21 protein-coding genes and 2 pseudogenes are annotated in these 23,885 nt (G+C 69.6%); 6 read left to right on the top strand and 17 right to left on the bottom strand.

Annotated features, from left to right (window positions below; translation table 11 throughout):
* Window positions 1-66: 66 nt before the first annotated feature.
* The 5 genes from ACZ3TS_RS11055 to ACZ3TS_RS11075 all read right to left on the bottom strand — a co-directional run bounded on the left by ACZ3TS_RS11055 (window position 67) and on the right by ACZ3TS_RS11075 (window position 7,271).
* Window positions 67-2,328: a putative bifunctional diguanylate cyclase/phosphodiesterase gene (locus ACZ3TS_RS11055; RefSeq protein WP_467616054.1), complete on the bottom strand. Its 2,262-nt coding sequence runs from the start codon at window positions 2,326-2,328 to the stop codon at window positions 67-69.
* Between the two features lie 227 nt (window positions 2,329-2,555).
* Window positions 2,556-4,748, bottom strand: a complete 2,193-nt coding sequence (gene ligA / locus ACZ3TS_RS11060) for an NAD-dependent DNA ligase LigA (RefSeq protein WP_467616056.1) — start codon at window positions 4,746-4,748, stop codon at window positions 2,556-2,558.
* A 15-nt stretch (window positions 4,749-4,763) separates the two neighbouring features.
* The gene (locus ACZ3TS_RS11065; RefSeq protein WP_467616058.1) at window positions 4,764-5,771 is read right to left on the bottom strand and encodes a methionine synthase; all 1,008 of its coding nucleotides are present in this window, start codon (window positions 5,769-5,771) and stop codon (window positions 4,764-4,766) included.
* A gap of 246 nt (window positions 5,772-6,017) precedes the next feature.
* Window positions 6,018-6,716 carry an SDR family oxidoreductase gene (locus ACZ3TS_RS11070; RefSeq protein ID WP_467616060.1) on the bottom strand — a complete coding sequence of 233 codons (699 nt, stop codon included), beginning with the start codon at window positions 6,714-6,716 and terminating at the stop codon, window positions 6,018-6,020.
* Window positions 6,717-6,731: 15 nt separating this feature from the next.
* Window positions 6,732-7,271 (bottom strand): LOG family protein, encoded by a 540-nt coding sequence (locus ACZ3TS_RS11075; protein WP_467616062.1) that lies wholly within the window; start codon window positions 7,269-7,271, stop codon window positions 6,732-6,734.
* Window positions 7,272-7,321: 50 nt separating this feature from the next.
* Here ACZ3TS_RS11075 and ACZ3TS_RS11080 point away from each other — a divergent pair, with 50 nt between their 5' ends.
* Window positions 7,322-7,645 carry a DUF427 domain-containing protein gene (locus ACZ3TS_RS11080; RefSeq protein ID WP_467616064.1) on the top strand — a complete coding sequence of 108 codons (324 nt, stop codon included), beginning with the start codon at window positions 7,322-7,324 and terminating at the stop codon, window positions 7,643-7,645.
* Window positions 7,646-7,700: 55 nt separating this feature from the next.
* Window positions 7,701-8,483 (top strand): alpha/beta fold hydrolase, encoded by a 783-nt coding sequence (locus tag ACZ3TS_RS11085; protein ID WP_467616065.1) that lies wholly within the window; start codon window positions 7,701-7,703, stop codon window positions 8,481-8,483.
* A 10-nt stretch (window positions 8,484-8,493) separates the two neighbouring features.
* On the opposite strand, the gene mnmA is transcribed toward ACZ3TS_RS11085, so the two are convergent.
* Complete coding sequence (mnmA, locus tag ACZ3TS_RS11090; RefSeq protein WP_467616067.1) at window positions 8,494-9,618, bottom strand: tRNA 2-thiouridine(34) synthase MnmA; 1,125 nt, start codon at window positions 9,616-9,618, stop codon at window positions 8,494-8,496.
* Between the two features lie 61 nt (window positions 9,619-9,679).
* Here mnmA and ACZ3TS_RS11095 point away from each other — a divergent pair, with 61 nt between their 5' ends.
* Complete coding sequence (locus ACZ3TS_RS11095; RefSeq protein ID WP_467616069.1) at window positions 9,680-10,327, top strand: N-acetylmuramoyl-L-alanine amidase; 648 nt, start codon at window positions 9,680-9,682, stop codon at window positions 10,325-10,327.
* A gap of 182 nt (window positions 10,328-10,509) precedes the next feature.
* Here the strand turns inward: ACZ3TS_RS11095 and ACZ3TS_RS11100 are convergent, their stop codons facing one another.
* The 3 genes from ACZ3TS_RS11100 to ACZ3TS_RS11110 all read right to left on the bottom strand — a co-directional run bounded on the left by ACZ3TS_RS11100 (window position 10,510) and on the right by ACZ3TS_RS11110 (window position 12,324).
* Entirely contained in the window at window positions 10,510-11,673 is a 1,164-nt protein-coding gene (locus ACZ3TS_RS11100; protein WP_467616071.1) for a cysteine desulfurase family protein, read from the bottom strand.
* 121 nt (window positions 11,674-11,794) lie between these two features.
* Window positions 11,795-12,118, bottom strand: coding sequence for a DUF4190 domain-containing protein (locus tag ACZ3TS_RS11105; protein WP_467616073.1), 324 nt, complete (start codon window positions 12,116-12,118; stop codon window positions 11,795-11,797).
* Window positions 12,119-12,156: 38 nt separating this feature from the next.
* Window positions 12,157-12,324 (bottom strand): hypothetical protein, encoded by a 168-nt coding sequence (locus tag ACZ3TS_RS11110; RefSeq protein WP_467616075.1) that lies wholly within the window; start codon window positions 12,322-12,324, stop codon window positions 12,157-12,159.
* Window positions 12,325-12,457: 133 nt separating this feature from the next.
* On the opposite strand from ACZ3TS_RS11110, the gene ACZ3TS_RS11115 reads away from it, so the two are divergent.
* Together ACZ3TS_RS11115 and ACZ3TS_RS11120 are read left to right on the top strand one after the other, a co-directional pair.
* Complete coding sequence (locus tag ACZ3TS_RS11115) at window positions 12,458-13,084, top strand: TetR family transcriptional regulator (protein WP_467616078.1); 627 nt, start codon at window positions 12,458-12,460, stop codon at window positions 13,082-13,084.
* Window positions 13,085-13,411: 327 nt separating this feature from the next.
* Window positions 13,412-13,699, top strand: a pseudogene (locus ACZ3TS_RS11120) (TIGR03086 family metal-binding protein); the annotation flags it as partial.
* Window positions 13,700-13,861: 162 nt separating this feature from the next.
* Here ACZ3TS_RS11120 and ACZ3TS_RS11125 read toward each other — a convergent pair.
* The gene (locus tag ACZ3TS_RS11125) at window positions 13,862-14,722 is read right to left on the bottom strand and encodes a thioesterase family protein (RefSeq protein WP_467616081.1); all 861 of its coding nucleotides are present in this window, start codon (window positions 14,720-14,722) and stop codon (window positions 13,862-13,864) included.
* Between the two features lie 217 nt (window positions 14,723-14,939).
* Here ACZ3TS_RS11125 and ACZ3TS_RS11130 point away from each other — a divergent pair, with 217 nt between their 5' ends.
* Window positions 14,940-16,166, top strand: coding sequence for an alpha/beta hydrolase (locus ACZ3TS_RS11130; RefSeq protein WP_467616082.1), 1,227 nt, complete (start codon window positions 14,940-14,942; stop codon window positions 16,164-16,166).
* Here the strand turns inward: ACZ3TS_RS11130 and ACZ3TS_RS11135 are convergent.
* The 7 genes and pseudogenes from ACZ3TS_RS11135 to ACZ3TS_RS11165 form a co-directional block, all read right to left on the bottom strand.
* Window positions 16,075-16,731, bottom strand: a complete 657-nt coding sequence (locus tag ACZ3TS_RS11135) for a trimeric intracellular cation channel family protein (protein ID WP_467616084.1) — start codon at window positions 16,729-16,731, stop codon at window positions 16,075-16,077. The two genes, ACZ3TS_RS11130 and ACZ3TS_RS11135, sit on opposite strands and share 92 nt — an antisense overlap.
* A 68-nt stretch (window positions 16,732-16,799) precedes the next feature.
* Window positions 16,800-17,346, bottom strand: a pseudogene (locus tag ACZ3TS_RS11140) (M1 family aminopeptidase); the annotation flags it as partial.
* A gap of 138 nt (window positions 17,347-17,484) precedes the next feature.
* Complete coding sequence (locus ACZ3TS_RS11145; protein ID WP_467616086.1) at window positions 17,485-18,789, bottom strand: ABC transporter ATP-binding protein; 1,305 nt, start codon at window positions 18,787-18,789, stop codon at window positions 17,485-17,487.
* The gene (locus ACZ3TS_RS11150; protein ID WP_467616088.1) at window positions 18,786-19,883 is read right to left on the bottom strand and encodes an ABC transporter ATP-binding protein; all 1,098 of its coding nucleotides are present in this window, start codon (window positions 19,881-19,883) and stop codon (window positions 18,786-18,788) included. The genes ACZ3TS_RS11145 and ACZ3TS_RS11150 overlap by 4 nt, the downstream gene beginning before the upstream one ends.
* Window positions 19,880-20,878 carry an ABC transporter permease gene (locus ACZ3TS_RS11155; RefSeq protein ID WP_467616089.1) on the bottom strand — a complete coding sequence of 333 codons (999 nt, stop codon included), beginning with the start codon at window positions 20,876-20,878 and terminating at the stop codon, window positions 19,880-19,882. The genes ACZ3TS_RS11150 and ACZ3TS_RS11155 overlap by 4 nt, the downstream gene beginning before the upstream one ends.
* A 110-nt stretch (window positions 20,879-20,988) precedes the next feature.
* Window positions 20,989-22,785, bottom strand: coding sequence for an ABC transporter substrate-binding protein (locus ACZ3TS_RS11160; protein ID WP_467616091.1), 1,797 nt, complete (start codon window positions 22,783-22,785; stop codon window positions 20,989-20,991).
* Window positions 22,786-22,854: 69 nt separating this feature from the next.
* Entirely contained in the window at window positions 22,855-23,862 is a 1,008-nt protein-coding gene (locus tag ACZ3TS_RS11165) for an ABC transporter permease (RefSeq protein WP_467616093.1), read from the bottom strand.
* Between the last annotated feature and the right edge of the window lie 23 nt (window positions 23,863-23,885).

Raw genomic sequence — 23,885 nt, forward strand, 5'->3', positions numbered from 1 at the left:
ATGGGTTTGTCCCGGCCCCGCCGTTCCACGGGCTGCGCGGGCGCACAGGCCGTGGAACGGCGGGGCCTACTCGTCCGTCGCGGCCGCGGGCAGTGCGGCCCGGGGGCGCTGCCAGCCCCGTGCCCCCCGCGCCCGCAGCCATGCCGTGGTCTCCTCGGCCGGCATCGCGGCGGCCACCAGCCAGCCCTGGACCGCGTCGCACCTCAGGTCCCGCAACCGCTCCCACGTCTCGTCGTCCTCGACACCCTCCGCGACGACGAGCAGCCCCAGCGAATGGGCGAGGTCCACCGTACAGCGCACGATCTCCGCGTCCTCCGCGTCCACGGCCAGCCGCGCCACGAACGAACGGTCGATCTTCAGCTCGCTCACCGGCAGCCGCCGCAGATGCACCAGCGACGAGTACCCGGTGCCGAAGTCGTCCAGCGACATCTTCACGCCGTGCCCGGACAGCGCGGCCAGCGTGTCCGCGGCCCGCTGGGGGTCCTCCAGGAGCACATGCTCCGTGATCTCCAGCTGCAAGGCGCCCGCGGGCACCCCGTGCCGCGCCAGCCGCGCGGCCACCGAGCCCGCGAAGCCAGGCGTGTGGACGTCCCGCGGCGAGACGTTCACGGCCACCGGCACCTGCAGCCCCTGCGCCCGCCACCTCGCCACCTGAGCGAGCGCCGTCTCCAGCACGTACTCGGTCAGGTACGGCATCAGCCCGGACGACTCCGCGATCGCGATGAACTCGTCCGGCGGCACCTTCCCGCGCTCGGGATGCACCCACCGGACGAGCGCCTCGAGGCCGGCGACCTGCCCGTCGAAGCGCACCTTCGGCTGGTAGTGCAGCTGGACCTCGTGCGCGTCCAGCGCGCGCCTGAGATCCCCGAGCAGCCCGAGCCGGTCCGGGGTGTTCGAGTCCCGCTTGGACTCGTACACCTCCACCCCCGTACGGTCCCGCTTGGCCTGGTACATCGCGACGTCAGCCCGGCGCAGCAGCCCCTCCGCGTCGAGCGCGTGGTCGGGGAAGACGGCGACCCCGGCACTGGCCTCCAGGACGAGCGTGAGCCCGTCGAGGTCGAGCGGCGAGCTGAGCGCCGCGACCAGATTGCGGGCCGCCCGGGACGCGGACGTCGTGGAGTCGGCGACGGGGAGTAAAACGGCGAACTCGTCCCCTCCGAGCCGCGCGGCCTCCGCCCCGCGCGGCAGCGCGAGCCGCAGCCGCTCGGCTATCTGCAGGAGCAGCCGGTCGCCCGCGAGATGGCCGAGCGTGTCGTTCACCGACCGGAAGCGGTCGAGGTCTATCAGCATCAGAGCGGCCCGTGCTCCGATCCGCTCGGCGTCGTCGAGCGCCGTCCAGGTGCGTTCCAGCAGCCACTGCCGGTTCGGCAGCCCGGTCAGTGGGTCGCGCAGTTGCTCCTCGGCCCTGGCGCGGGCTATCCACAGCGTGGAGTCCAGGGCGATCAGCGGGATGGAGAACAGCGGCAGCAGGATCGGGAGCGCGACGGCCACGACGCAGATCAGCGGCGCGATGCCGAGCAGCGCGACGGCGACGAGTCCCTGTCGGACCAGCGCGGTCCGGGCGACGGTGGGCAGACCGCCGGTGCGCGACGCGTGGAGGTACCACAGCACCAGCCGGGTCACCGCGAGGTATGCGGTGGCGACGAGCACCACCTCCGGCACGGTGTAGGCGGTCCAGCTCTGCGGATCCCAGGGCGACTCGACGGTGGGAACAGGGCCGAAGACGGCCAGGACGAGCGCCCCGGCGCCGATGCCGAGGATGTCGACCGCGCCGTGCAGTATGCCCTGCCGCCAGCGGCCCAGCCGGGCTATGCCGACCAGCACGACCACGGTGAGGCTGACCATCCCGGCGGGCACCCAGCCGTACAGCAGCAGGACGGCGAGAGTCAGTGCGGCGCCCGAGCCCGTGCCGCCCCACCAGCGGGCGCGGCCGAGCGCGACGAGATGGCCGACGATGATGCCGGTGAGCACGGCCAGGGACCAGCCGACGGTGCCGGACGGGAAAAGTGCATGGTGTCCGCCGAACGCGCGTATGAAGCCGGCGCCGAGGACGAATCCGGCGGCCGCGACGACCGCCGTGGGCAGCGCGGGCCAGGACATGTGCCGTTCGCCGTCCTGGCCGAGAAGTACGTCCGCCCGCCCGGCGGCGCCCGCCGGTAGGGCTCCGAGGCCAGGTGCCGGAGCCAGGCCGGGAAGGAACCCCGGCACGGCACGCGACGCATCCGCGCGCTCCGACTGCCGCGCTGTCCGGCGGCCCGCCCGCCAGGCGCCGCACATCCGGCGCAGGGGCAGCCGTGAGTCCGGGGCGGCGCTTTCGGTCGGTTCCATTCCCGTCCCTCTCACAGCCGGCGGTGTCCACACCACGCGGCCCGATGCCCGACGAACCGTCAACGGCACTGCGTCCTGAAACCCACCACGCGTCCGGGCACGGCAGGCGCACACCTCAACAGTAGGCCGCAGAAGGCATTCTCGGGCAGCGGTCGTCGACGGTTGCCCGAATGCGACCCGGCCACCCGTATGCATCTGGTATGCGCCGAACGGGTGACCTTCCACCACTACTCCCCGGTCGGAAGCGCGACTTCCGCGGCCGCTTCCGGTCCTTGCTCCAACAGGACGGCGAAACCGTCCTCGTTGAGAACAGGAACCTTCAGCTGCATGGCTTTGTCGTACTTCGATCCAGGATTCTCGCCCACGACAACGAAAGACGTCTTCTTGGAAACAGAACCCGTCACTTTCGCTCCCCGGCTCTGCAGGGCGTCCTTGGCACCGTCGCGGGTGAATTGTTCGAGAGTGCCGGTGACGACGACCGTGAGCCCCTCCAGCGGGCGCGGTCCCTCGTCCTCTCCGGAGCCCTCCTCCTCCATTCGGACGCCTGCGGCCTTCCACTTTCGGATGATTTCGCGGTGCCAGTCCTCGGCGAACCACTGCTTGAGGGAAGCGGCAATGATCGGGCCCACGCCGTCCGTGCTCGCCAGCTCTTCCTCGGTGGCCTGCTCGATACGATCGATGGAGCGGAACTCACGGGCGAGGGCCTGTGCCGCCACCGGCCCGACGTGCCGGATGGAAAGGCCGTTGATGAACCGGGCGAGCGGACGGCCCTTGGCCTCCTCGATGTTCTGGAGCAGAGCGAGGGTGTTTTTCTTCGGTTCGCCCTTCTGATTGGCGAAGACCGTGACGATCTTCTCCTTGCCCGTCTTGGGATCGCGCTTGGACAGGCCGCTGTCCTGGTCGAGGACGTACGCCTTGATGGGCAGCAGCTTTTCCACGGTGAGGTCGAAGAGATCTCCCTCGTCGACGAGCGGCGGATCAGCCGGCTCCAGAGGACGGGTGAGCGCCGCCGCCGCCACGTCGCCGAAGTGCTCGATGTCGAGGCATTCCCGGCCGGCGAGATACGAGACACGCTCCCTCAACTGCGCCGGGCACGTACGGGCGTTGGGACAGCGCAGGTCGATGTCGCCTTCCTTCATGGCCCGCAGGGGGGTTCCGCACTCCGGGCACTCGGCCGGCATCACGAACTCACGCTCGGTGCCATCACGCAGGTCCACGACCGGTCCGAGGATCTCCGGGATGACGTCACCCGCCTTGCGGAGCACCACCGTGTCACCGATGAGAACGCCCTTGGCCTTGACCACTTCCTGGTTGTGCAGAGTGGCGAACTCGACCTCGGAACCGGCCACCGTGACCGGTTCGACCTGCGCGTACGGTGTGACGCGACCGGTACGCCCGACGCCCACCTTGATGTCGATCAGCTTGGTGTTGACCTCTTCGGGCGCGTACTTGTACGCGATGGCCCAGCGGGGCGCGCGTGCCGTGGAACCGAGACGGCCCTGCAGGCGGATCTCGTCGAGCTTGGCCACGACGCCGTCGATCTCGTGCTCCACGGAGTGGCGGTTCTCACCGAAGTACGCGATGAACTCGCGTACGCCTTCGAGGTCGTCGACCACCTTGTTGTACTTGGCAGTGGGCAGGCCCCAGGAGTGCAGCAGATCGTACGCCTCGGACAGGCGCGTGAGGCCGTCGAAGCCCCGCAGGGCGCCGATGCCGTGGACCACCATGTGCAGCGGGCGGGTGGCCGTGATGCGCGGGTCCTTCTGGCGCAGGGAACCCGCCGCCGCGTTGCGCGGGTTGGCGAAGGGCTTGTCGCCGCCCTCGACCAGGCGGGCGTTCAGCTCCTCGAACTTCTCCATCGGGAAGTAGACCTCGCCCCGGATCTCCACGAGGTCGGGGACACGGTCGCCCTTCAGGCGGTCCGGAATCTCCGCGATCGTACGGACATTGGGGGTGATGTCCTCGCCGGTGCGCCCGTCGCCCCGGGTCGCCGCGCGGGTGAGGCGGCCCTGCTCATAGGTGAGGTTGACCGCGAGACCGTCGACCTTCAGCTCGCACAGGAAGTGGTACTCCGAAGTGCCCACCTCCTTGGCGACGCGGTCGGCCCAGGCGGCGAGCTCCTCGTCGTCGAACGCGTTGTCGAGGGAGAGCATGCGCTCGCGGTGCTGGACGGCCGTGAACTCCGTCGCGTAGGCCCCCGCGACCTTCTGCGTCGGCGAATCGGGCGTGCGCAGCTCGGGATACTCGTTCTCCAGCGCCTCCAGGGAGCGCAGGAGCCGGTCGAACTCCGCGTCGCTGATGACGGGAGCGTCCTTCACGTAGTACCGGAAGCGGTGCTCCTCGATCTGCTCAGCGAGCTGCGCGTGCTGCTCCCGCGCCTCGACGGGCACCGTCGTCTCCGCTTGCTTGTCGCCGGCCACCGTGTTGTCCTCCCGTTACTCTGGGTTGTCCGCGAGGGATCTCGCCGCCCGGACGCAGTGGGCGAGTGCCTTACGGGCATAGTCCGGGGAAGCGCCCGCGAGGCCGCAGGTCGGCGTGACCGTGACCGCGTCCGTGAGAAGCCCCGGATGCAGCCCCAGCCTGCGCCACAGCGTCCTGACACCCATGACGCTACCGGCAGGGTCTGACAATGGGCCGTCCGTGCTCGGGACGACCCCGGCGAGGAGCCGGGTACCGCCTTCCACCGCCTCTCCGATCGCGTCGTCGTCACGCTCGGTGAGGAGCGAGAAGTCGAAGGAGACCGCGGCCGCGCCCGCCCTGCGCAGGAGCGCGAACGGGACGTCCGGTGCGCACGAGTGGACCACGACCGGGCCGTCCGCGTGAACCCCGACGACGTCCCGCAGTGTGGCCTCGACGACCTGCCGGTCGACGGCCCGGTGGGTCCGATAGCCGCTGGCCGTCTTCAGCTGCCCGCGCAGAACGGCGGTCAGCGACGGCTCGTCGAGCTGCAGCACGAGCCGGGCGCCGGGTACCCGCCGCCGGATCTCGTCGAGGTGGAGCCGCAGTCCCTCGGCGAGCGACCCGGCGAGATCCCGGACGGCTCCGGGGTCGGAGAGGGCGGCCTCGCCGTTCTTCAGTTCCAGCGCGGCGGCGAGCGTCCAGGGCCCCACCGCCTGCACCTTCAGCGATCCCTCGTACTCCTGGGTGAACTCCTCGAGCGCGTCGAGGTCCTCGCGGAGCCAGGAGCGTGCCCGTCTGGTGTCCCGCCCCGGCCGGTCTCCGAACCGCCAGCCGCTGGGCTCCACGCGCGCGTACAGCTCGACGAGCATCCCGGCGGTCCGCCCGATCATGTCCGCGCCGGGTCCGCGGGCCGGCAGCTCGGCGAGAAACGGGAAGTCCTCGAAGCTTCCGATGACGGTCTTGGCGGCCTCCCGCGCGTCCTCCCCGGGCATGGACCCGATTCCGGTGGCACCACCGAACCTGAACTGGCTGTTTTCACTCACCCCGGCAGCGTAGGCCCTCCGGGGGTGGGGCCGGTTCAGGGCGCCGTCTGCTGGGCGGTGCCGGTGGCGGGGTGCCGTCCCGGGGGCTGCGCCCCCAGACCCTCCATCGGCCTGAACGGCCTCGTCCTCAAACGCCGGACGGGCTGGTTGAGCCTGGACTCCGCCGCAAAGCGCCGCCCCCGTACGCCCCGTCCCGGTCGTCCCCAAGTCGCCGGCTACGCCCCCGGCCGTACCATCCGACTCGGGCTACGCCCCCGGGCGCACCGTCAGGTCGTTGACCTCCGCGTCCCTCGGCAGGTCCAGGGACATCAGGATCGTCGTCGCCACCGACTCCGGGTCGATCCACTGGGACGGGTCGTACCGCTTGCCCTCCTGCTGGTGGACCTTGGCCTGCATCGGACTCGCCGTGCGGCCGGGGTAGACCGAGGTGACCCGGACGCCGTTCGCGTGTTCCTCGTGGCGCAGGGAGTCCGCGAGGGCCCTGAGGCCGTGCTTGGAGGCCGCGTACGCCGACCATTCCGCGGTGGCGTTCAGGCCGGCACCCGAGTTCACGAACACGACGTGACCGCGCGCGGCGCGCAGCTGGGGCAGGAAGTGGCGGGTCAGCTCGGCGGGGGCGACCAGGTTGACGTTGAGCTGGTGGTGCCAGGACTTCGGGGTCAGCTCGCCCACCCGGCCCAGGTCGACCACGCCCGCGACGTGCAGAAGGGAGTCCACCCGGTCCGGCAGGCTCTGATGCGAGAACGCCCAGGAGAGCCTGTCGGGTTCGGACAGGTCACCGACCAGCGTCCCCGCCCCGGGGAACTCGGCCGCCAGCTCCTTGGCCCGACCCGCGTCACGCGCGTGCAGCACGAGGTCGTCCCCGCGCGCGTGCAGGCGGCGGGCCACGGCCGCGCCGATGCCGGAGCCCGCTCCGGTGATCACATGAGTAGCCATGTCCGCCATGCTCGCACCACGGCCCTACTGGGTTCCGAGCGACTCCTCGAGATAGGCCAGCGCTCCCACCGGCTCCTGGGCGAAGAACACGAGGTCCGTGAGCGGCCGCGGCAGGAAGCCCTCGTCCTCCATACGGCGGAACTGCTCCTTCAGGCCGTCGTAGAAGCCGGCCGTGTTCAGGAGGACCACCGGCTTGTCGGTGTGCCCGTGCTTCTTCAGCTCCAGGATCTCGGTCGCCTCGTCGAGCGTCCCGGTCCCGCCGACCATGATCACGATCGCGTCGGCCTTCTCCAGGAGCAGCCTCTTGCGCTCGGCGAGGTCCTTCGCGATCACCATGTCGTCGGCACCCGCCCGGGCCTTGCCCGCCAGAAACCCGACGGAGACGCCCACCAGCCTCCCGCCCGCCTCCTGCACCCCGTCCGCGACGACCTTCATGAGGCCGACGTCGGAGCCGCCCCACACCAGCGTGTGGCCCCCCTTGCCCAGCAGTTCGGCGAACTCGCGTGCGGGGCGCGTGTAGGTGTCGGCGAGGTCGGCGGCGGAGAGGAAGACGCAGATTTTCATGCCGCAACCGTACGCGGGAAGAACCGGGGGCCCACGCTTGCTTTTCCGGTATGAGCAAAGGACACACGATCACCATCGAGCAGGGCGACCAGCACGTGCGCGTGGTGCACGGCGGACAGGTCCTGGCGGAGAGTGACCGGGCTCTCGTGCTGCGCGAGACCGGATCTCCCACGCGGTACTACATCCCGGCCGAGGACGTGCGCCTCGACCTGCTGACGCCGTCCGAGACGCACACCGAGTGCCCCTTCAAGGGCACGGCGTCCTATTGGTCCCTGCCGGACGCGGCGGACCTGGTGTGGGCGTATCCCGACCCCAAGCCGGAGGTCGCCCGGATCAAGGACCACCTGTGCTTCTACGAAGTGGAAGTGTCGTGACCGAGTAGCAGTGTCGTGACCGATTGACGCCGACGTCTGCGGCAGTCTCACACACATGGACAAGCAGACCATCTCGCGCGACGGCACCCCCGTCGCGTACGAGCGCACCGGACAGGGCCCGGCGATCGTCCTCGTGAGCGGCGCGATGTCCACGGGTGCCACGGTGGCGCCCCTGGCCGCGCACCTCTCGGACCGCTTCAGCGTCATCGTGTACGACCGCCGGGGCCGCGGCGAGAGCGGCGACACGCCGCCGTACGCGGTGGCCCGCGAGGTCGAGGACCTGGCGGCGCTGATCGAGGCAGCGGGCGGCGAGGCGGCGCTGTACGGCATCTCGTCGGGTGGCGCGCTGGCGCTGGAGGCGGCGGCGAGCGGACTGCCGGTGCCTCAGGTGGCCGTGTACGAGCCTCCGTTCGCGGACTACTCGCCCGGCGGCGAACTGGAACGCGCGGAGTACACCGCGAATCTCGGTGAGGCACTCGAGGAGGGCCGGCTCGGGGACGCGGTGGAGCTGTTCCTCAGGCTCACCGGCCTGGCCCCGAAAGTGATCGCGAGCGCCCGCCAGTCCCCCATGTGGGCCGACATGGAGGCGATCGCGCCGACTCTCGCGTACGACGACGCGGTCATGGGCGACGGACTGGTGCCCCATCGTCGCCTGGCCTCGATCACCGTCCCGGCCCTGTCCGTCGCGGGCGCCCTGAGCCCCGAGTGGCTGCGCAGGGCGACCAAGGCGGTCGCCGACGCGGTACCCGAGGGCACGTACCACGTTCTGGAGGGCCAGAACCACTTGGTGGATCCGCAGATGCTCGCGCCCGTGCTGGCGGAGTTCTTCGCGCGTTAGCGCGGCACGGTCACGCCACGGCGGTCGCCGCGCGCGTGGTCGACGCGATCGTCGCCGAGCCCACCACGCGCGTGCCTTCGTACAGGACGATCGCCTGACCGGGTGCGACGCCGCGGACCGGCTCCGCGAAGGTGACCCGCAGCGCGCCGTCGACCAGTTCCGCGGTCACCTCCGTCTCGCCGCCGTGGGCGCGGAGCTGGGCCGTGTAGGTGCCGGGGCCGGCCGGGGCCGTGCCGCACCAGCGGGGCTTGACGGCGGTCAGGGCGCCGACGTCCAGGGAGGCGGCCGGGCCCACCGTCACGGTGTTGTTCACCGGCGAGATGTCCAGTACGTAGCGCGGCTTGCCGTCGGACGCGGGGGTCCCGATCCGCAGGCCCTTGCGCTGGCCGATCGTGAAGCCGTACGCGCCGTCGTGCGTGCCCAGCTTGGTGCCGGACTCGTCGACGATGTCGCCCTCGGCCCGGCCGAGCCGCCGGGCGAGGAAGCCCTGGGTGTCGCCGTCGGCGATGAAGCAGATGTCGTGCGAGTCGGGCTTCTTGGCGACCGCGAGGCCCCGGCGCTCGGCCTCCGCGCGGATCTCGTCCTTGGTGGTGACCGTGTCCCCGAGCGGGAACATCGCGTGCGCCAGCTGCCTCTCGTCGAGGACGCCGAGGACGTACGACTGGTCCTTCGCCATGTCGGAGGCGCGGTGCAGCTCGCGCGTGCCGTCGTCGAGGGTGACGACCTTGGCGTAGTGGCCCGTGCAGACCGCGTCGAAGCCGAGGGCGAGGGCCTTGTCGAGCAGTGCCGCGAACTTGATCTTCTCGTTGCAGCGCAGGCACGGGTTGGGGGTGCGCCCGGCCTCGTACTCGGCGATGAAGTCCTCGACCACGTCCTCACGGAACCGCTCGGCGAGGTCCCAGACGTAGAACGGGATGCCGATGACGTCCGCGGCGCGGCGGGCGTCCCGCGAGTCCTCGATGGTGCAACATCCGCGCGCCCCCGTACGGAAGGACTGCGGGTTGGCGGACAGCGCGAGGTGGACGCCGGTCACGTCGTGGCCCGCATCGGCGGCGCGGGCGGCGGCGACGGCGGAATCGACCCCGCCGGACATGGCGGCGAGGACGCGGAGGGGGCGCTGCGGGGTGTCAGTCATAGCCCTTCAAGAGTACGGGGCCGACGGGAACCGCGGCTCGCGAGTATCCGTTGACGATCACATGGGGGACCGGAGGACGGCAAAGGACAGCGACCGGCGGCTCGGGCGACGGGCGCTGATCGTCGGAGGCACGGCGGCCGCGGTGGGCACGGCCGCGCTCGCACGGGACGAGCTGGCACACCTGTGGTGGCGGCTGCCCGGCATCGAAAAGCCACGGGTGGAGGGCGCGGTCGACTTCCGGGGCGCGCGGTGGATGGCGGCCTCGTCGGCGAACCTGCGGCGCGCGGACCGGCCCGACGACTACGGCATAGACCGCGTGATCATCCATGTCACCCAGGGCAGCTACCGCAGTGCGGTGCAGGTGTTCCAGGACCCGGGGCACGGCGCGGCGGCGCACTACATCGTGCGCAGGGACGGCCGGGTCACCCAGATGATCCGCGAGCTGGACGTGGCGTTCCACGCGGGCAACCGGGAGTACAACGAGCGGAGCGTCGGCATCGAGCACGAGGGCTTCGTGGAGCGCGCATCCTCGTTCACGGACGCGATGTACGAGGCGTCGGCGCGGCTCACGGCCGCGATATGCGGGCGGTACGGCATACCCGTCGACCGCGAGCACATCATCGGGCATGTGCAGGTGCCGGGCACGGACCACACGGATCCGGGTCCGTACTGGGACTGGGACCGGTACATCAGGCTCGCGCAAACGTGACGCACGTCACACCTTCCCGACGCTGTGGGCCGGCTTCGCATCGCATGAGTCCGATGTGTTCCACGTTCCGGATGTGACCTGGGGTCCGTCAACACCTGCACCAGCATGAGCTCCAATGACATCTGCTGCAGCACGAAGACGAGGGCATGACGGCCTCCCTCATGGTCACGGAAAGCCAGCCGTCAGGTCAGCCCCGCGGTGCGAGCACGCTCGACCGCGGGGCCGATCGCCTTGGCGACCGCCTCCACGTCGGCCTCCGTGGACGTGTGGCCCAGGGAGAAGCGGAGGGTGCCCCGGGCGAGGTCCGGATCGGCGCCGGTGGCGAGCAGGACATGGCTCGGCTGGGCGACACCGGCCGTGCAGGCGGAGCCCGTTGAGCACTCGATGCCCTGCGCGTCCAGCAGCAGGAGCAGGGAGTCGCCCTCGCAACCGGGGAACGTGAAGTGGGCGTTGGCCGGGAGCCGGTCCACCGGGTCCCCGCCCAGGACCGCGTCCGGGACGGCCTTGCGGACCGCGGCGATCAGGTCGTCGCGCAGGGCGCCGATCTCTCGGGCGAACCACTCGCGCTGCTCGGCGGCGAACCGTCCGGCGACGGCGAAGGAGGCGATGGCGGGCACGTCGAGGGTGCCGGAGCGCACGTGGCGCTCCTGGCCCCCGCCGTGCAGCACGGGGACGGGGCTGTACTGGCGGCCGAGGATCAGCGCGCCGATGCCGTACGGGCCGCCGATCTTATGGCCGGAGACCGTCATCGCGGCGAGCCCCGAGGACTCGAAGTCCAGCGGGACCTGACCGAAGGCCTGGACCGCGTCGGCGTGCAGCGGGACGTCGAACTCCCCTGTCACGTCGGCGAGTTCACGGACCGGCATGACCGTGCCGATCTCGTTGTTGGCCCACATGACCGTGGCGAGGGCGACGTCCTCGGGGTTGCGGGCGATGGCCTCGCGCAGGGCCTCCGGGTGGACGCGGCCGTAGGTGTCGACGGGCAGGTACTCGACCGTGGCGCCCTCGTGCTCGCCCAGCCAGTGGACCGCGTCGAGGACGGCGTGGTGTTCGACGGGGCTGGCGAGGACGCGGGTGCGGGCCGGGTCCGCGGCGCGGCGGGACCAGTACAGGCCCTTGACGGCGAGGTTGTCGGCCTCGGTGCCGCCGGAGGTGAAGACGACCTCGCTGGGACGGGCGCCCAGTGCTTCGGCGAGGGTCTCGCGTGCCTCTTCCACGGTTCTCCTGGCACGGCGACCCGATGCGTGCAGCGAGGAAGCGTTGCCGGTGATGCCGAGTTGTGCGGTCAGTGCCTCTGCCGCCTCGGGAAGCATCGGGGTGGTCGCGGCGTGGTCGAGGTAAGCCATGGTGGGGCCGATTCTACGGGCCGCCCGTGTACGGACTGAGCCCAGGCGGGCCCTCGCGTACACACCGGCGGTCGGCCCGTCGTCCGCGGGCCCGTCGCCGGGCGACGGCGTGCGGCGCCGCCTACATGCTCCAGGACACAGTGTGGTCCAGCTGCATGAAGGCCACCAGGACCACCAGGTCCGCGATGCCGAGGCCCAGGCCCAGGAGTGCGCGGCCCGGGCGTTTCGTGCCGCGCCACATGGCCACGGCCGCCAGGGCGATGGCGATGGGGCCCAGGAAGAAGTTCAGGACGAGGAGGCCGAGCAGGCCCAGGATGAAGGACGCGACGGCCATGCCGTCCGCGTCGCGCCCCCCGTCGCGGCGGACCGGTGCGGCGCCGTCCCCGGTTCGTGAGGTTCCTGAGGCTTGTGCGGTTGGTGCGGTTCGTGCGGCAGTGAGTTGCATGATGCGTCAGCTCCCGACAGTCGGTTCGCGTATGCGGGTCAGTGGGCGGAGGTGTGCCGCCGGCGCCCGTGCCGCTCACGGACCGCGAAGACCACGAGCCACACGGCGATCACGGCCGCGGCGACGAGGGTGAAGGAGAGCGGGGCGTGGGCCACGGTGCCAAGGACGGCGCCCAGCAGCAGAAGTGCGGCGACGAGGAACAGCATGGAATGAGATCCCCTCCGAGGTGGCTCTCGTTACATTTCGGTGAACGGTTGTGGTTACAGTTGTTCACTGACTCCCAAGTCTAGCGCGCCCGACGGCTTTTCAATTCCAGAGAACAGTTGTTAACTGCATGGCATGAGTCACACCCTCGGCATCCGGCAGGCCCAGAAGCAGAAGACCCGGCAGGCGCTCCTGGACGCGGCGCTGGGGCTGCTGGAGGAGCAGAGCCTGAGCAGCCTGGGTCTGCGCGAGGTCACCCGCGCGGTCGGCGTCGCTCCGACCGCCTTCTACCGGCACTTCCGCTCGACCGCCGATCTCGGCGTGGAACTGGTGGAGGAGGCACTCGGCAGCCTCCACCCGATGATCGCGTCCACGGTCTCCGCGACCGGCGACAGCGGCGAGCGCATCGTCCGCGCCGTCGATCTGATCGCCCGCCATGTCGACGCGTATCCCGCACACGTGCGCTTCATCGCGCGGGAGCGGCACGGCGGCGTCCAGCCCGTGCGGGAGGCGATCCGGCGGCAACTCGCCCGGTTCGCCGAGGAGGTGAAGGTCGCGCTGGCCGAGCATTCCGAGTCCGCCGGATGGAGCGACGAGGACCTGATGATGCTCGCCGGACTCTACGTCGACCAGATGCTGATGACGGCCTCCCAGTTCCTGGAGGCGCTGGAGGGTCCCCCCGAGGAGCGGGACCGGGTGGCCCGGATGGCGACCCAGCGGCTGCGGCTCATCAGCATCGGGCGCCACCACTGGAAGTCGTGAACCGACCGGCTGTCCTCTCAACGACCGTGGGCGGCACACCCGTTCACCAGGTGTGCCGCCCACGTACCAGCCCGTATGCCGGTGGCCCCCGTGCGGGACGGACCGAGAGGTCAGTTCTGCGCCTGTCGGCCCTGGTCGGCGCCCGGCTGTCCGCCCGGGGCTCCACAGCCGCCGCCCTGGCCGCCGCCGGGTCCTCCGCCCGAACCGCCGGACGGCATTCCGGAAGGAGTCCCGGTCGGCTTCTTGCCCGTCGTGCCACCCGTGGGCGCGCCGGAGGGCGTGCCGGACGGCCGGCCCGAGCGGTTGCCGGACGGGTTTCCGGTCGGCATGCCGGACGCCTCTGACAGCTCGTACGTGCGGGCCGCCGAGCAGGTCGCCGCGCTGGTCAAGACCGTCCGGACGGAGCAGCTCGCCGGACCGACACCGTGCACCGAGCTCGACGTGCGGACGCTGCTGTCGCATCTCGTCGGCGGCGCGCGGCGGATCACCGTGGTCGGCGCGGGCGGCGACGGCTTGGCCGTACGCCCGTTCGCGGAGGGCGTCGGGGACGAGGGCTGGCCGGCCGCGTACGACGAGGCCAGGACCGAAGTCCGGCGCGCCTGGGCGGACGACGGCCGGCTGGACGCGCCGGTGCGTGTGCCCTGGGGCGAGACGCCCGGCCGCAACGCGCTCTCGCGGGCCGGTGAAACCGGGCGCCCCACGAAGGCACCGCAAGGTGTCACGCCACGCCCCTTGACGGGGCGCGGCTCCGGCACCGGTGCGAGGCGCGGAAGGGGCTCAGGCGAGCCGCACCCGTGCCAGCTGTCGGGACTGGGCGACCAGGCGGTCCCTGCTGTCCCAGACCTCGGCGTCCTCCTCCAGGAAGCCGCCGGCGAGGTTACGGGTGGTGATCGAGACCCGCAGCGGCCCGGGCGCCGGGCGGGACCGCACATGCACGGTCAGCTCGACGGTCGGCACCCAGCCGGAGATGCCGAGCTCGAATGCGGTGGGCGGCAGCGCGTCCACCGCGAGGAGCAGCGAGAGCGGGTCCGGGTCGCGGGCGTCGGCCAGCCCGAACCAGGCCCTCATCTCACCCTTCCCGGACGGGGAGCCGAGCGCCCAGCCCAACGTCGCGGGATCGAGCTTGAGCATCAGCCGGTCCGTGATGGCCGAGCTGCCGGAGACCGGCGCGGGCCCGTCCTCGGGACCGAAGCACTGGTCCATCGGCGGGAGAACGGGCGGCTTCGCGCTGGTACGGACGTCGTCGGGCAGGGAGTCGAGGTCGCCGTACGAGGCGAGGACGCGGATCCGTTCGACCTCGTGGCCCTCCTCGTCGTACTGGAAGAGGGACGCCTGGCCGGTGGAGAGGGTGCGGCCGGTGCGGACGACGTCCGTACGGATCACCGCGGGACCCGGCCGGGACGCGGTGAGGTAGTGCGCGGAGATCGTGAACGGGTCGCGGTGCGGCAGCGCGTCCGCGAGGGCGCGGCCCAGGACGGCCAGCAGATAGCCCCCGTTGACGGCGCTGATGATCGTCCAGCCGGCGGAGAGGTCGATGTCGTAGACGCCGGGTTCCCGGCGGGTGACCGCGGTGTCGCGGTCGAACTCGCTGTCGCCGATCGTGGCTCGCACGGCCTGGGCGGTAACTGCTTCTGGCATGCCTGAACGGTACAACAGGTAATTACTAAGCAGTAGCTTTGACTGTTTCGGCTGAGTGACGTTCCACTGAACCCCGCAAGGATCCAGCCACCCTTGGGTGGGGTTTTGGCAATTTTTAGGTAAGTATCCGCACTCGTCGTGACCGGCTGCCCCCGGATTCCCTCTCCAAAGACGTACGACTCGATCCACCCGTTCACAGGAAGAGCCGGATACGCCGATGAGCCTGACCGGGACGCCGTTCCTCTTCACGTCGATCGTCCTCATGGCGGTCGCCCTCATCCTGCCGTTGTTCCTGTGGTCCCGGATCGGCGGCCCGCTGCTGCTGCGCCACACCGCCCGGGTGCTGATGCTGCTGTTCGCACAGGTCACAGCGGTCACCCTGGTCTTCGTACTCGTCAACAACGCCAACAACCTGTACGACAACTGGGCCGACCTGCTCGGCACGGGCAACCACGTACAGCAGGCCGCCGACCTCGGCAAGGACGGCACCGGCGGAATCCAGATCAAGGCCCTGCCCAAGGTCCACCAGACGTTCACCCCGGCCGACGGGCCGGGCATGCGCGCGGCCGGCGGGGTGCGGGTCACCCAGCTCAAGGGCCAGGTGTCGGGCGTCGACGCCGAGGTCTACGTCTGGCTACCGCCGCAGTACAACGAGCCCGCGTACCAGAACAGGAAGTTCCCCGTCGTCGAGCTGCTGTCGGGCTATCCGGGCTCGGCGAAGGCGTGGTTCGGGTCGCTGAAGGTGCATGAGCAGCTGCTGCCACTGATGCGCAGCGGGCAGGTGGCGCCGTTCATCCTCGTGGCGCCGCGCACCAATCTCATCGCCAAGATCGACACGGGCTGCGCGAACATCCCCGGCACCGTGAACGCCGACACATGGCTCAGCATCGACGTGCCCAAGATGGTGACGGACAACTTCCGCGCCGAGTCCGCGCCGAACGGCTGGGCGGCCGCCGGCTACTCCGCGGGAGCGCACTGCGCGACGAAGCTGACGGTCGCACACCCGGACCGCTACCGGGCCGCGATCAGCCTGTCCGGCTACAACGACCCGATCGGCGAGCGCAACTCGCTCGCCGCCCAGACCGTCCGGCTGCGCCGGCAGAACAACCCGTACTTCCTGCTCAAGCACTACCGCACCCCGCCCCGCATCTCCCTCTACCTGTCGGGGCAGCTGGGCGACGGCTACCAGGCGGCAGCGGCGCTGCAGGCGATCGCCAAGCCGCCGACGACGGTACGCGCGGTGCTCATCCCGCGCAGTGCGGGCGGACACAGCATGGCCCTGTGGCGGCCGCAGATCCCTTACGTGTTCACCTGGCTGACCGGGCAGATGACCGGCAAGACCCCGACCGGGGCTACTCCTCAGCAACCGTGGAGCGGCGATTCCAGGCGCGCGGCGCTCGCCAGTGGAACCTCATCGCCAACAGGCGTAGCACGAAAGCGGTGACGACCGCGAGCCCGGAGGTGATCGGGTTCAGCATGTCGTAGCGGATGCAGAGCACCACCATCGTGGCGCCGACGATCGCCGGCACCGCGTACAGGTCGCGGTCCCAGCGCAGCAGCGAGGGCACCTCGTTGGCCAGGACGTCGCGCAGGACGCCGCCGCCCACGGCCGTGGCGAGGCCGAGGGCCGCGGACGCGGTGAGGCCGAGCCCGTGGTCGTACGCCTTCGTCGTCCCGGCGACGCAGAACAGACCAAGACCGGCCGCATCGAACACGTTGACGGCCACCTGGATACGCTCCACCTGCGGATGCAGGAAGAAGACCAGCAAGGCGGCGAGCAGCGGGGTCAGGAAGTACCCAAGATCCGTGAACGCGGCCGGCGGCACGGCACCGATGACCACATCGCGGAACAGCCCTCCGCCCAGCGCGGTGACCTCGGCGAGCACGGCGATACCGAAGACGTCGAAGTTCTTACGGACGGCCAGCAGCGCGCCCGAGATCGCGAAGACGAAGATGCCGACGACATCCAGCGTGTGCTGGACGGAGGGGCTGAACAATTGCTGGAGCACCCTTACATTCTCACCTATCGAAGAGGGTGCGCCTTACAAAGCAAGGCGAAAGCAGCGAAACACCGAAGTTACAGGGCGGGCTTCCCGGTCGTGAAGAGCCATTTCTGGAACAGGTCGTCGAGCTGCTGCCCCGAGATCGTCTCCGCGAGCCGGATGAAGTCAGCGGTGTTCGCGTTGCCGTACCGGTGGAGCTTCCCAGGTCGGCAGGAGCCTGAAGAACGCGGTGTCGCCGATGCGCTCGCGCAGCGCCTGGAGCGTCATCGCGCCGCGCTGGTAGACCGCGGAGGCGAACATGGTGTCGCGCTGGGGGTCGGCCACCTTGATCTGCCAGAACGCGCTGTCGGCAGGGCGGGCGTCGTACCCCGCGACGAAGGAGTCGTGCGCTGATCGGGTGCCCTTGTGCTCGGCCCACAGCCACTGGGCGTAGGTCGCGAAGCCCTCGTTGAGCCAGATGTCCTTCCACCGCTCCACCGAGACGGAGTCGCCGAACCACTGGTGGGCCAGCTCATGGACGATGGCCGTCTCCGACCGGACGGCCGAGTACGCGGGCTTCGACTGGACCTCCAGCGAGAAGCCTGCCTGGGGCATGTCGTCGACGATGGCCCCGGTCTCCTTGAGCTTCTGCAGGTCGAGGTCGAAGGAGGTCAGGCTCCGGGTGGCACGGGCCGTGAGCTGATCCGAGCCCGTTGAATGCGTATGCCCCGGAAACCAGATCCCTGGTCGCCGGGGCATAGGCGTCGGTGAATTGTTCCCTTACTTCTTGCCGTCGGTTTCCGATTCTTCGGAGGCAGCCTCGGCGGTTTCCTCGGAGACGGACTCGGAAGCCTCGGCCGCCTCCGACACGACCTCGGCGTCAGCGTCTGCCTCAGCCGCCGCCTCCACCTCCGCGGCCACAGCCGCCGACGTCTCCGCCGACTCCTCCAGCACCGCGTCCGGCACCAGCTCCGCCGCTGCCTTGGCGTCGGAGATCAGCACGGTGTCCTGCGGGGCCTGGTCCTCGAAGTTCTCCGGGTGGTGGCAGGCCACCCGCTGCCCCGGCTTCAGCTCGATGAGCTGCGGCTCGGTCGTCCGGCAGATCTCCGTCGCCTTCCAGCACCGCGTGTGGAAGCGGCAGCCGCTCGGCGGCGCGATCGGCGAAGGCACGTCACCCTTGAGCAGGATGCGCTCGCTCTTCACGTTCTTGCGCCTCGGGTCCGGGATCGGCACCGCCGACATCAGCGCCTTGGTGTACGGGTGCATCGGCGCCTTGTAGAGCGATTCCCGGTCGGCCAGCTCCACGATCTTGCCGAGGTACATCACCGCGATCCGGTCCGAGACATGCCGGACGACCGAGAGGTCGTGCGCGATGATCACGTACGTCAGGCCGAGCTCCTCCTGGAGGTCGTCCAGCAGGTTCACGACCTGCGCCTGGATCGACACGTCCAGAGCAGAGACCGGCTCGTCCGCCACGACCAGCTTCGGGTTGAGCGCGAGCGCGCGGGCGATACCGATGCGCTGGCGCTGACCGCCGGAGAACTCGTGCGGGTACCGGTTGTAGTGCTCGGGGTTGAGACCGACCACCGACAGCAGCCGCTGCACTTCCTTCTTGATGCCGCCCTCGGGCTCGACACCCTGGAGCTTGAAGGGGGCGCCGATGATGGTGCCGATGGTGTGGCGCGGGTTCAGCGACGAGTACGGGTCCTGGAAGATCATCTGCACGTCGCGGCGCAGCGGACGCATGTCGCTCACGCCGAGGTGTGTGATGTCCTTGCCCTCGAACTCGATCGTGCCCGCGGTCGGTTCGAGCAGCCGGGTGATCAGCCGACCCATCGTCGACTTGCCGCAGCCCGACTCGCCCACGACGCCGAGCGTCTCGCCGGCCTTGACCTCGAAGTCGATCCCGTCGACCGCGTGCACCGCGCCGACCTGCCGCTGGAGCAGGCCCTTCTTGATCGGGAAGTGCTTCCGGAGCCCGGTCACCTTCAGCAGGGTCTCGCCGGGGGCGGCGTCCTTGGCGAGGGTGGCACCATCGCTCTGCGCGGGAATCTTCACCGCGGCGTCCTTGGGGTTCTCGCTCACAGCTTCGGCGCAATCTCTTCGGTCCAGATACGCTCCCGCTGCTCCTGCGTCATGTGGCAGGCGGCCCAGTGCTGGCCGCCGACCTCGGTCAGCTCGGGGCGGACCGTGCGGGTGACGTTGTCCTTCGGGATGTCGGCGTACGGGCAGCGCGGGTTGAAGGCGCAGCCGGACGGGACGTTGATCAGGGAGGGCGGGGAGCCCTTGACCGGGATGAGGCGGTCCTGCTGCTCACGGTCCAGACGCGGCATCGAGCCGAGCAGACCCCAGGTGTAGGGGTGCCGGGGCTCGTAGAACACCTTCTCGGCCGGTCCCCGCTCGACGCAACGGCCGCCGTACATCACCAGGATGTCGTCGGCCAGTTCGGCGACGACGCCCAGGTCGTGGGTGATGATGATGACGGCGGAGCCGAACTCCTTCTGCAGATCGCGGATCAGGTCGAGGATCTGCGCCTGGACGGTCACGTCCAGGGCGGTGGTCGGCTCGTCCGCGATGAGCAGCTCGGGGTTGTTGACCAGCGACATCGCGATCATCGCGCGCTGGCGCATACCGCCGGAGAACTCGTGCGGGTAGTTGTCCACCCGCTTGTCAGGCTGCGGGATGCCCACCCGGTCGAGCATGTCGATCGCCCGCTTGCGGGCGGTCTTCTTGTCGACGTCGTGGTGGATGCGGTACGCCTCCACGATCTGGTGACCGATCGTGTAGTACGGGTGCAGCGCGGACAGCGGGTCCTGGAAGATCATCGCCATCTGCCGGCCGCGCAGCTTGCGCACATGGTCCGGGTCGGCGGACAGCAGTTCGGTGCCCTCCAGCCAGATCTCACCGGAGATCTGCGCCTTGCGCTTGCCGTACTGGCCGGCGGTGTGCAGGCCCATGATGCCGAGCGAGGTCACCGACTTGCCGGAACCCGACTCGCCCACGATGCCGAGGGTTTTGCCCTTCTCCAGCTTGAAGCTGAGCCCGTCCACGGACTTGACCAGGCCGTCGTCGGTCGGGAAGTGCACTTTCAGGTCGCGCACTTCCAGGAAGGAGGTCGGGGTGGGCGTGGCGGAGGTGGGCTCGCCCACGGCAGCTCCGGTCTTGCTGAGTTCGGTCATGAGAGCCTCACTCGGGGGTCGATCACGGCGTAGAGGATGTCCACCACGAGGTTGGCGATCAGCACCGCGAGAGAAGTGATCAGGGTGACGCCCAGGATGATGGGCAGGTCCTGGTTCTTGATGGCGTCGAGCACGGCGCGGCCGAGGCCGGGCAGGTTGAACGTCGACTCCGTCAGGATGGCGCCGCCGATGAGGGCGCCGAGGTCCATGCCGAGCATGGTCAGGATGGGTGTCATCGTGGAGCGCATGGCGTGCTTGCCGATGACGACCTGCTCCTTGAGGCCCTTCGCCCGGGCCGTGCGGATGTAGTCCTCGCCGAGGATCTCCATCATGGTGGCGCGGGTGATCCGGGCGTACATCGCCGCGTACAGGAACGCCAGGGTGATCCAGGGGAGGATCATGCCGCCGAACCAGCCGGTGAAGCTCTGGTCGAGGGGCACGTACTTTGCGTCGATCCATTTCAGGCCGAAGGCGAAGATCGCCAGGGAGAGCATGCCGGTGAAGTAGATGGGGAGGGAGACACCCGACAGCGCGACCACCATCGCGCCGCGGTCCCAGACGCTGCCCCGCTTGAGCGCGGAGAGCACACCCGCCGCGACACCGAAGACCAGCCACAGCACGGCGGCGCCGAGCGCGAGACCCAGGGTCACCGGGAAGCGGTCGGTCAGCACCGGCCACACGGCCTGCTCGCTGCGGAAGGAGTAGCCGAAGCACGGCGCGGCGCAGTGGGTGACGTCACCACCACCCGAGTAGGTGCGACCCGCGAAGATGCCCTTGAAGAACTCCCAGACCTGGGAGTAGATCGGGTCGCCCAGGCCCAGCTTCTGCCGCACGGCCTCGACGGCCGCCGGGTCCGCCTGCTTGCCCACGAAGCTCGTGGCGATGTCCACGCCCGCCCACTTGGGGACGAGGAAGAAGATGCCGAAGACCACCATGATGATGACCACGAGCATCACTGCGGCGGCGAACAGCCGCCTGATGAGGTAAGCGAGCACAGCTTACGGCCCGCCGCGGACCGCGGGCCACCAGAGGTCTTCCGGTGGCCCGCGGTCACGCCGCGCCGGCCTTCACCTGCCTTTCGTGCCGTACGGCGGGTGTGCCGGGTTTACTTCGCGGACTTCAGGCCGAGGTTGACGAAGTCGTACGTGCCGCTGTAGCCGTCGGTCGTGTAGACGTTCGCCAGGTTGTCCCCGCGCCAGTTGATGAACTTCTCGAAGACGAAGGGCAGGTAGTACGCGCCCTCCATGACCTTGTGGTTGATCTCCGTGGCGATCTTGGTCTTGCCGGCGTCGTCCAGCGTGTTGACGTAGTCGTCGAACAGGCCGTCGATCGTCTTGTCCTTGATCAGCGCGTAGTTGGAGTTACCGCTCTCGAGGATGTACTTGCTGTCCCACAGCGGCAGACCGTAGCCCTGGACGGACGGGAAGTCCGGGCCCCAGCCCATGATGATGATGCCGTAGCCCTTCTTCTGGACGTTCGAGGGGCTGCCGATGATGCCGGTGGTCTGCGAGCCGTCGTACTGGTCGATCTGCGCGTTGATGCCGATCTTCTTCAGCGACGCCTGCAGGGACTGGGCGGTGGCCACCTCGACCGGCTTGTTGTTGCGGACGGCGATGGTGGTGGAGAAGCCGTTCGGCTTGCCGCAGGCCTTCAGCGCTTCCTTGGCCTTGGCCTCGTTGCCGTTCTTGTTGGCGCCGGCGAGCTCGTACGGGTCGTACTTCTGGCCTTCGGCACCCGGGACGGACGGCGGGAGCATGTTGGTGCCGATGTCACCACCGGCGACCGGGCCACCGCGGGCGGTCTGCAGCGACACGTGGTCGGCGCCGTAGATGACGGCCTTGCGGCACTCGATGTTGTCGAACGGCTTCACGCTCTGCGGGAAGACCGCGTAACGGATGTAACCGGAGACCGGGTTGTCCAGGTTGGCCTTGTGCTCCTTCAGGGCGGTGGTGCGGCCCTGCGGCGACATGCCGGTCTGGTTGATGTCCAGGTCCAGGTCACCGTTGAGCAGGCGCTGGTCCAGCTGGTTGGCGTCCGAGAAGAACTGGACGGTGATCTTGTCCGGGTACGCCTTGCGGACCGGGTCCGAGGACTGCTTCCACTCGGTGTTGCGGACCAGGGTCAGGTCCTTGCCCGGGCTGTAGGACTGGAACTTGTACGGGCCGGAGGAGAACGGGTGCAGGCCGTACTTGGACTTGGTGTCCTTGTCCTGGCGGACCGGGGAGGCCGAGATGAGGGCCAGCATCTCCTGGAAGTCCGAGTTGGCCTTCGGCAGGTGGAAGACGATGGTCTTGTCGTCCGGCGTGTCGATCGCCTTCAGGCCCAGCTTGTCCTTGGACGTGTCCTTGTAGGGGCCCTTGTACTCGCCCTTGGGGTCGAGGACGTCCTTCAGGTACACGGGGCCGCCGGACAGCACGTCCTGCGCCCAGACGCGCTCGATGCCGTACTTGACGTCCTTGGAGGTGATCGGCTTGCCGTCCTCCCACGTCACACCGTCGCGCAGCGTGTACGTGTAGGTCTTGCCGTCGTCGGTGACCTTGGCGAGCCCGGTGGCGAGGTCCGGGGTCAGCTCGGCGCCGGCCTTGCCCGGCTCCGCCTTGTTCGTGATGAGCTGGCGGCTGTAGTAGCGGGCGAAGTCCCACATGAAGCCGTAGTAACCGCGCGTGGTGTCCCACGAGTCGGCGTCCTGGGCGCCACCGAACCTCAGCGTGCCGCCCTTCTTGACCAGGGACGCCTGGGCGACCTTGTTGTTGGCGGCGTCGAAGCCGGCGGCGCCGGTCTTCGAGCCCTTGTCGCCGTCATTGCCACCGCCGCCGCACGCCGCCGTGGTCAGCAGCGCGGCGACCGCGGCAGCAGCGGCAAACGCCTGCTTCCGCCGCCCTGAGGTGCGTTGGGTAGTCACGATCTCGGATCCTCCGGATTAGATGAGAGACCCCGTGTCGGTGCCACGGGACGCTTGGAGTACGGCAGTTCAGCGAGAGCCCTTCGGGTCCAGCGCGTCCCGCACGCCGTCGCCGAAGAGATTGAAGGCAAGAACGGTGATGAAGATCGCCACACCCGGGACCACCATGTACATGGGGTCCGACTCGTAGTAGTCGATCGCGCTCGAGAGCATCTGCCCCCAGGAGGCCGTGGGCGGCTTGACGCCCACGCCCAGGAAGCTGAGTGCCGCCTCGGTCAGGATGTTGGTGGGGATCATCATCGTCGTGTACACGATGATCGGCGCGACGAGGTTGGGCAGCAGTTCCTTGAACAGGATGTAGAAGCGCCCGGCACCCAGCGAGCGGGCCGCCTCGACGTACTCGCGCTCGCGCAGCGAGAGGGTCTGGCCGCGCACCACACGTCCGATGTAGGGCCAGCCGAAGAAGCCGATGACCACGATCATCACGAACACGCGCACGCTGGAGCCGGTCAGGCCCAGCATGTTGTTCGGCATGACGGAGACCAGGGCGATGGTGAAGAGCAGCTGCGGGAAGGCGAGCAGACCGTCCATGACGCGGCTGATGAGGGAGTCGACCCAGCCGCCGAAGAATCCGGCCAGGATGCCCAGGACGGTGCCCAGGACCACGGCGACCACGGCGGACAGGAAGCCGACCAGGAGGGAGATCTGGGCGCCGTAGAGGATGCGTGCGAAGATGTCGCGGCCGTTGACCGGCTCGACGCCCAGCAGGTGGTCGCCGCTGATGCCGCCCAGCGAGCCCTTGGGGGTGCCGAACAGCGGGTCGATCAGGCTCTCGTGGTAGGCGTCCGGATCCTGTCCGACCAGGCTCGTGATCACCGGTGCGAGCACGGCGACCAGGATGAGGACGAGCACGACAATGCCGCCCGTGAGGGCGAGCTTGTCCCGCTTGAGGCGCTCCCAGGCGATCCGGCCCAGCGATCGACCCTGTACGGCCTCCGCTCCGGCAGTGGCAAGCGCCGCCTCCTCGGCCGCGCTCGGGGCCGCTTCGGCGGTCGGCTCGTGCAATGGTGCCGTCATCTGGCAGGGACCCCTCTCAACCG

This window comes from Streptomyces sp. NPDC022910 (assembly GCF_055561075.1).

What these genes read in the sequence shown, in the direction of transcription:
- ACZ3TS_RS11055 (WP_467616054.1), bottom strand. Translation starts at nt 2,328, where the DNA reads ATGGAACCGACCGAAAGCGCCGCCCCGGACTCACGGCTGCCCCTGCGC.
- ACZ3TS_RS11070 (WP_467616060.1), bottom strand. Translation starts at nt 6,716, where the DNA reads ATGGCGGACATGGCTACTCATGTGATCACCGGAGCGGGCTCCGGCATC.
- ACZ3TS_RS11075 (WP_467616062.1), bottom strand. Translation starts at nt 7,271, where the DNA reads ATGAAAATCTGCGTCTTCCTCTCCGCCGCCGACCTCGCCGACACCTAC.
- ACZ3TS_RS11080 (WP_467616064.1), top strand. Translation starts at nt 7,322, where the DNA reads ATGAGCAAAGGACACACGATCACCATCGAGCAGGGCGACCAGCACGTG.
- ACZ3TS_RS11085 (WP_467616065.1), top strand. Translation starts at nt 7,701, where the DNA reads ATGGACAAGCAGACCATCTCGCGCGACGGCACCCCCGTCGCGTACGAG.
- mnmA (WP_467616067.1), bottom strand. Translation starts at nt 9,618, where the DNA reads ATGACTGACACCCCGCAGCGCCCCCTCCGCGTCCTCGCCGCCATGTCC.
- ACZ3TS_RS11095 (WP_467616069.1), top strand. Translation starts at nt 9,680, where the DNA reads ATGGGGGACCGGAGGACGGCAAAGGACAGCGACCGGCGGCTCGGGCGA.
- ACZ3TS_RS11100 (WP_467616071.1), bottom strand. Translation starts at nt 11,673, where the DNA reads ATGGCTTACCTCGACCACGCCGCGACCACCCCGATGCTTCCCGAGGCG.
- ACZ3TS_RS11105 (WP_467616073.1), bottom strand. Translation starts at nt 12,118, where the DNA reads ATGCAACTCACTGCCGCACGAACCGCACCAACCGCACAAGCCTCAGGA.
- ACZ3TS_RS11110 (WP_467616075.1), bottom strand. Translation starts at nt 12,324, where the DNA reads ATGCTGTTCCTCGTCGCCGCACTTCTGCTGCTGGGCGCCGTCCTTGGC.
- ACZ3TS_RS11115 (WP_467616078.1), top strand. Translation starts at nt 12,458, where the DNA reads ATGAGTCACACCCTCGGCATCCGGCAGGCCCAGAAGCAGAAGACCCGG.
- ACZ3TS_RS11125 (WP_467616081.1), bottom strand. Translation starts at nt 14,722, where the DNA reads ATGCCAGAAGCAGTTACCGCCCAGGCCGTGCGAGCCACGATCGGCGAC.
- ACZ3TS_RS11130 (WP_467616082.1), top strand. Translation starts at nt 14,940, where the DNA reads ATGAGCCTGACCGGGACGCCGTTCCTCTTCACGTCGATCGTCCTCATG.
- ACZ3TS_RS11150 (WP_467616088.1), bottom strand. Translation starts at nt 19,883, where the DNA reads ATGACCGAACTCAGCAAGACCGGAGCTGCCGTGGGCGAGCCCACCTCC.
- ACZ3TS_RS11165 (WP_467616093.1), bottom strand. Translation starts at nt 23,862, where the DNA reads ATGACGGCACCATTGCACGAGCCGACCGCCGAAGCGGCCCCGAGCGCG.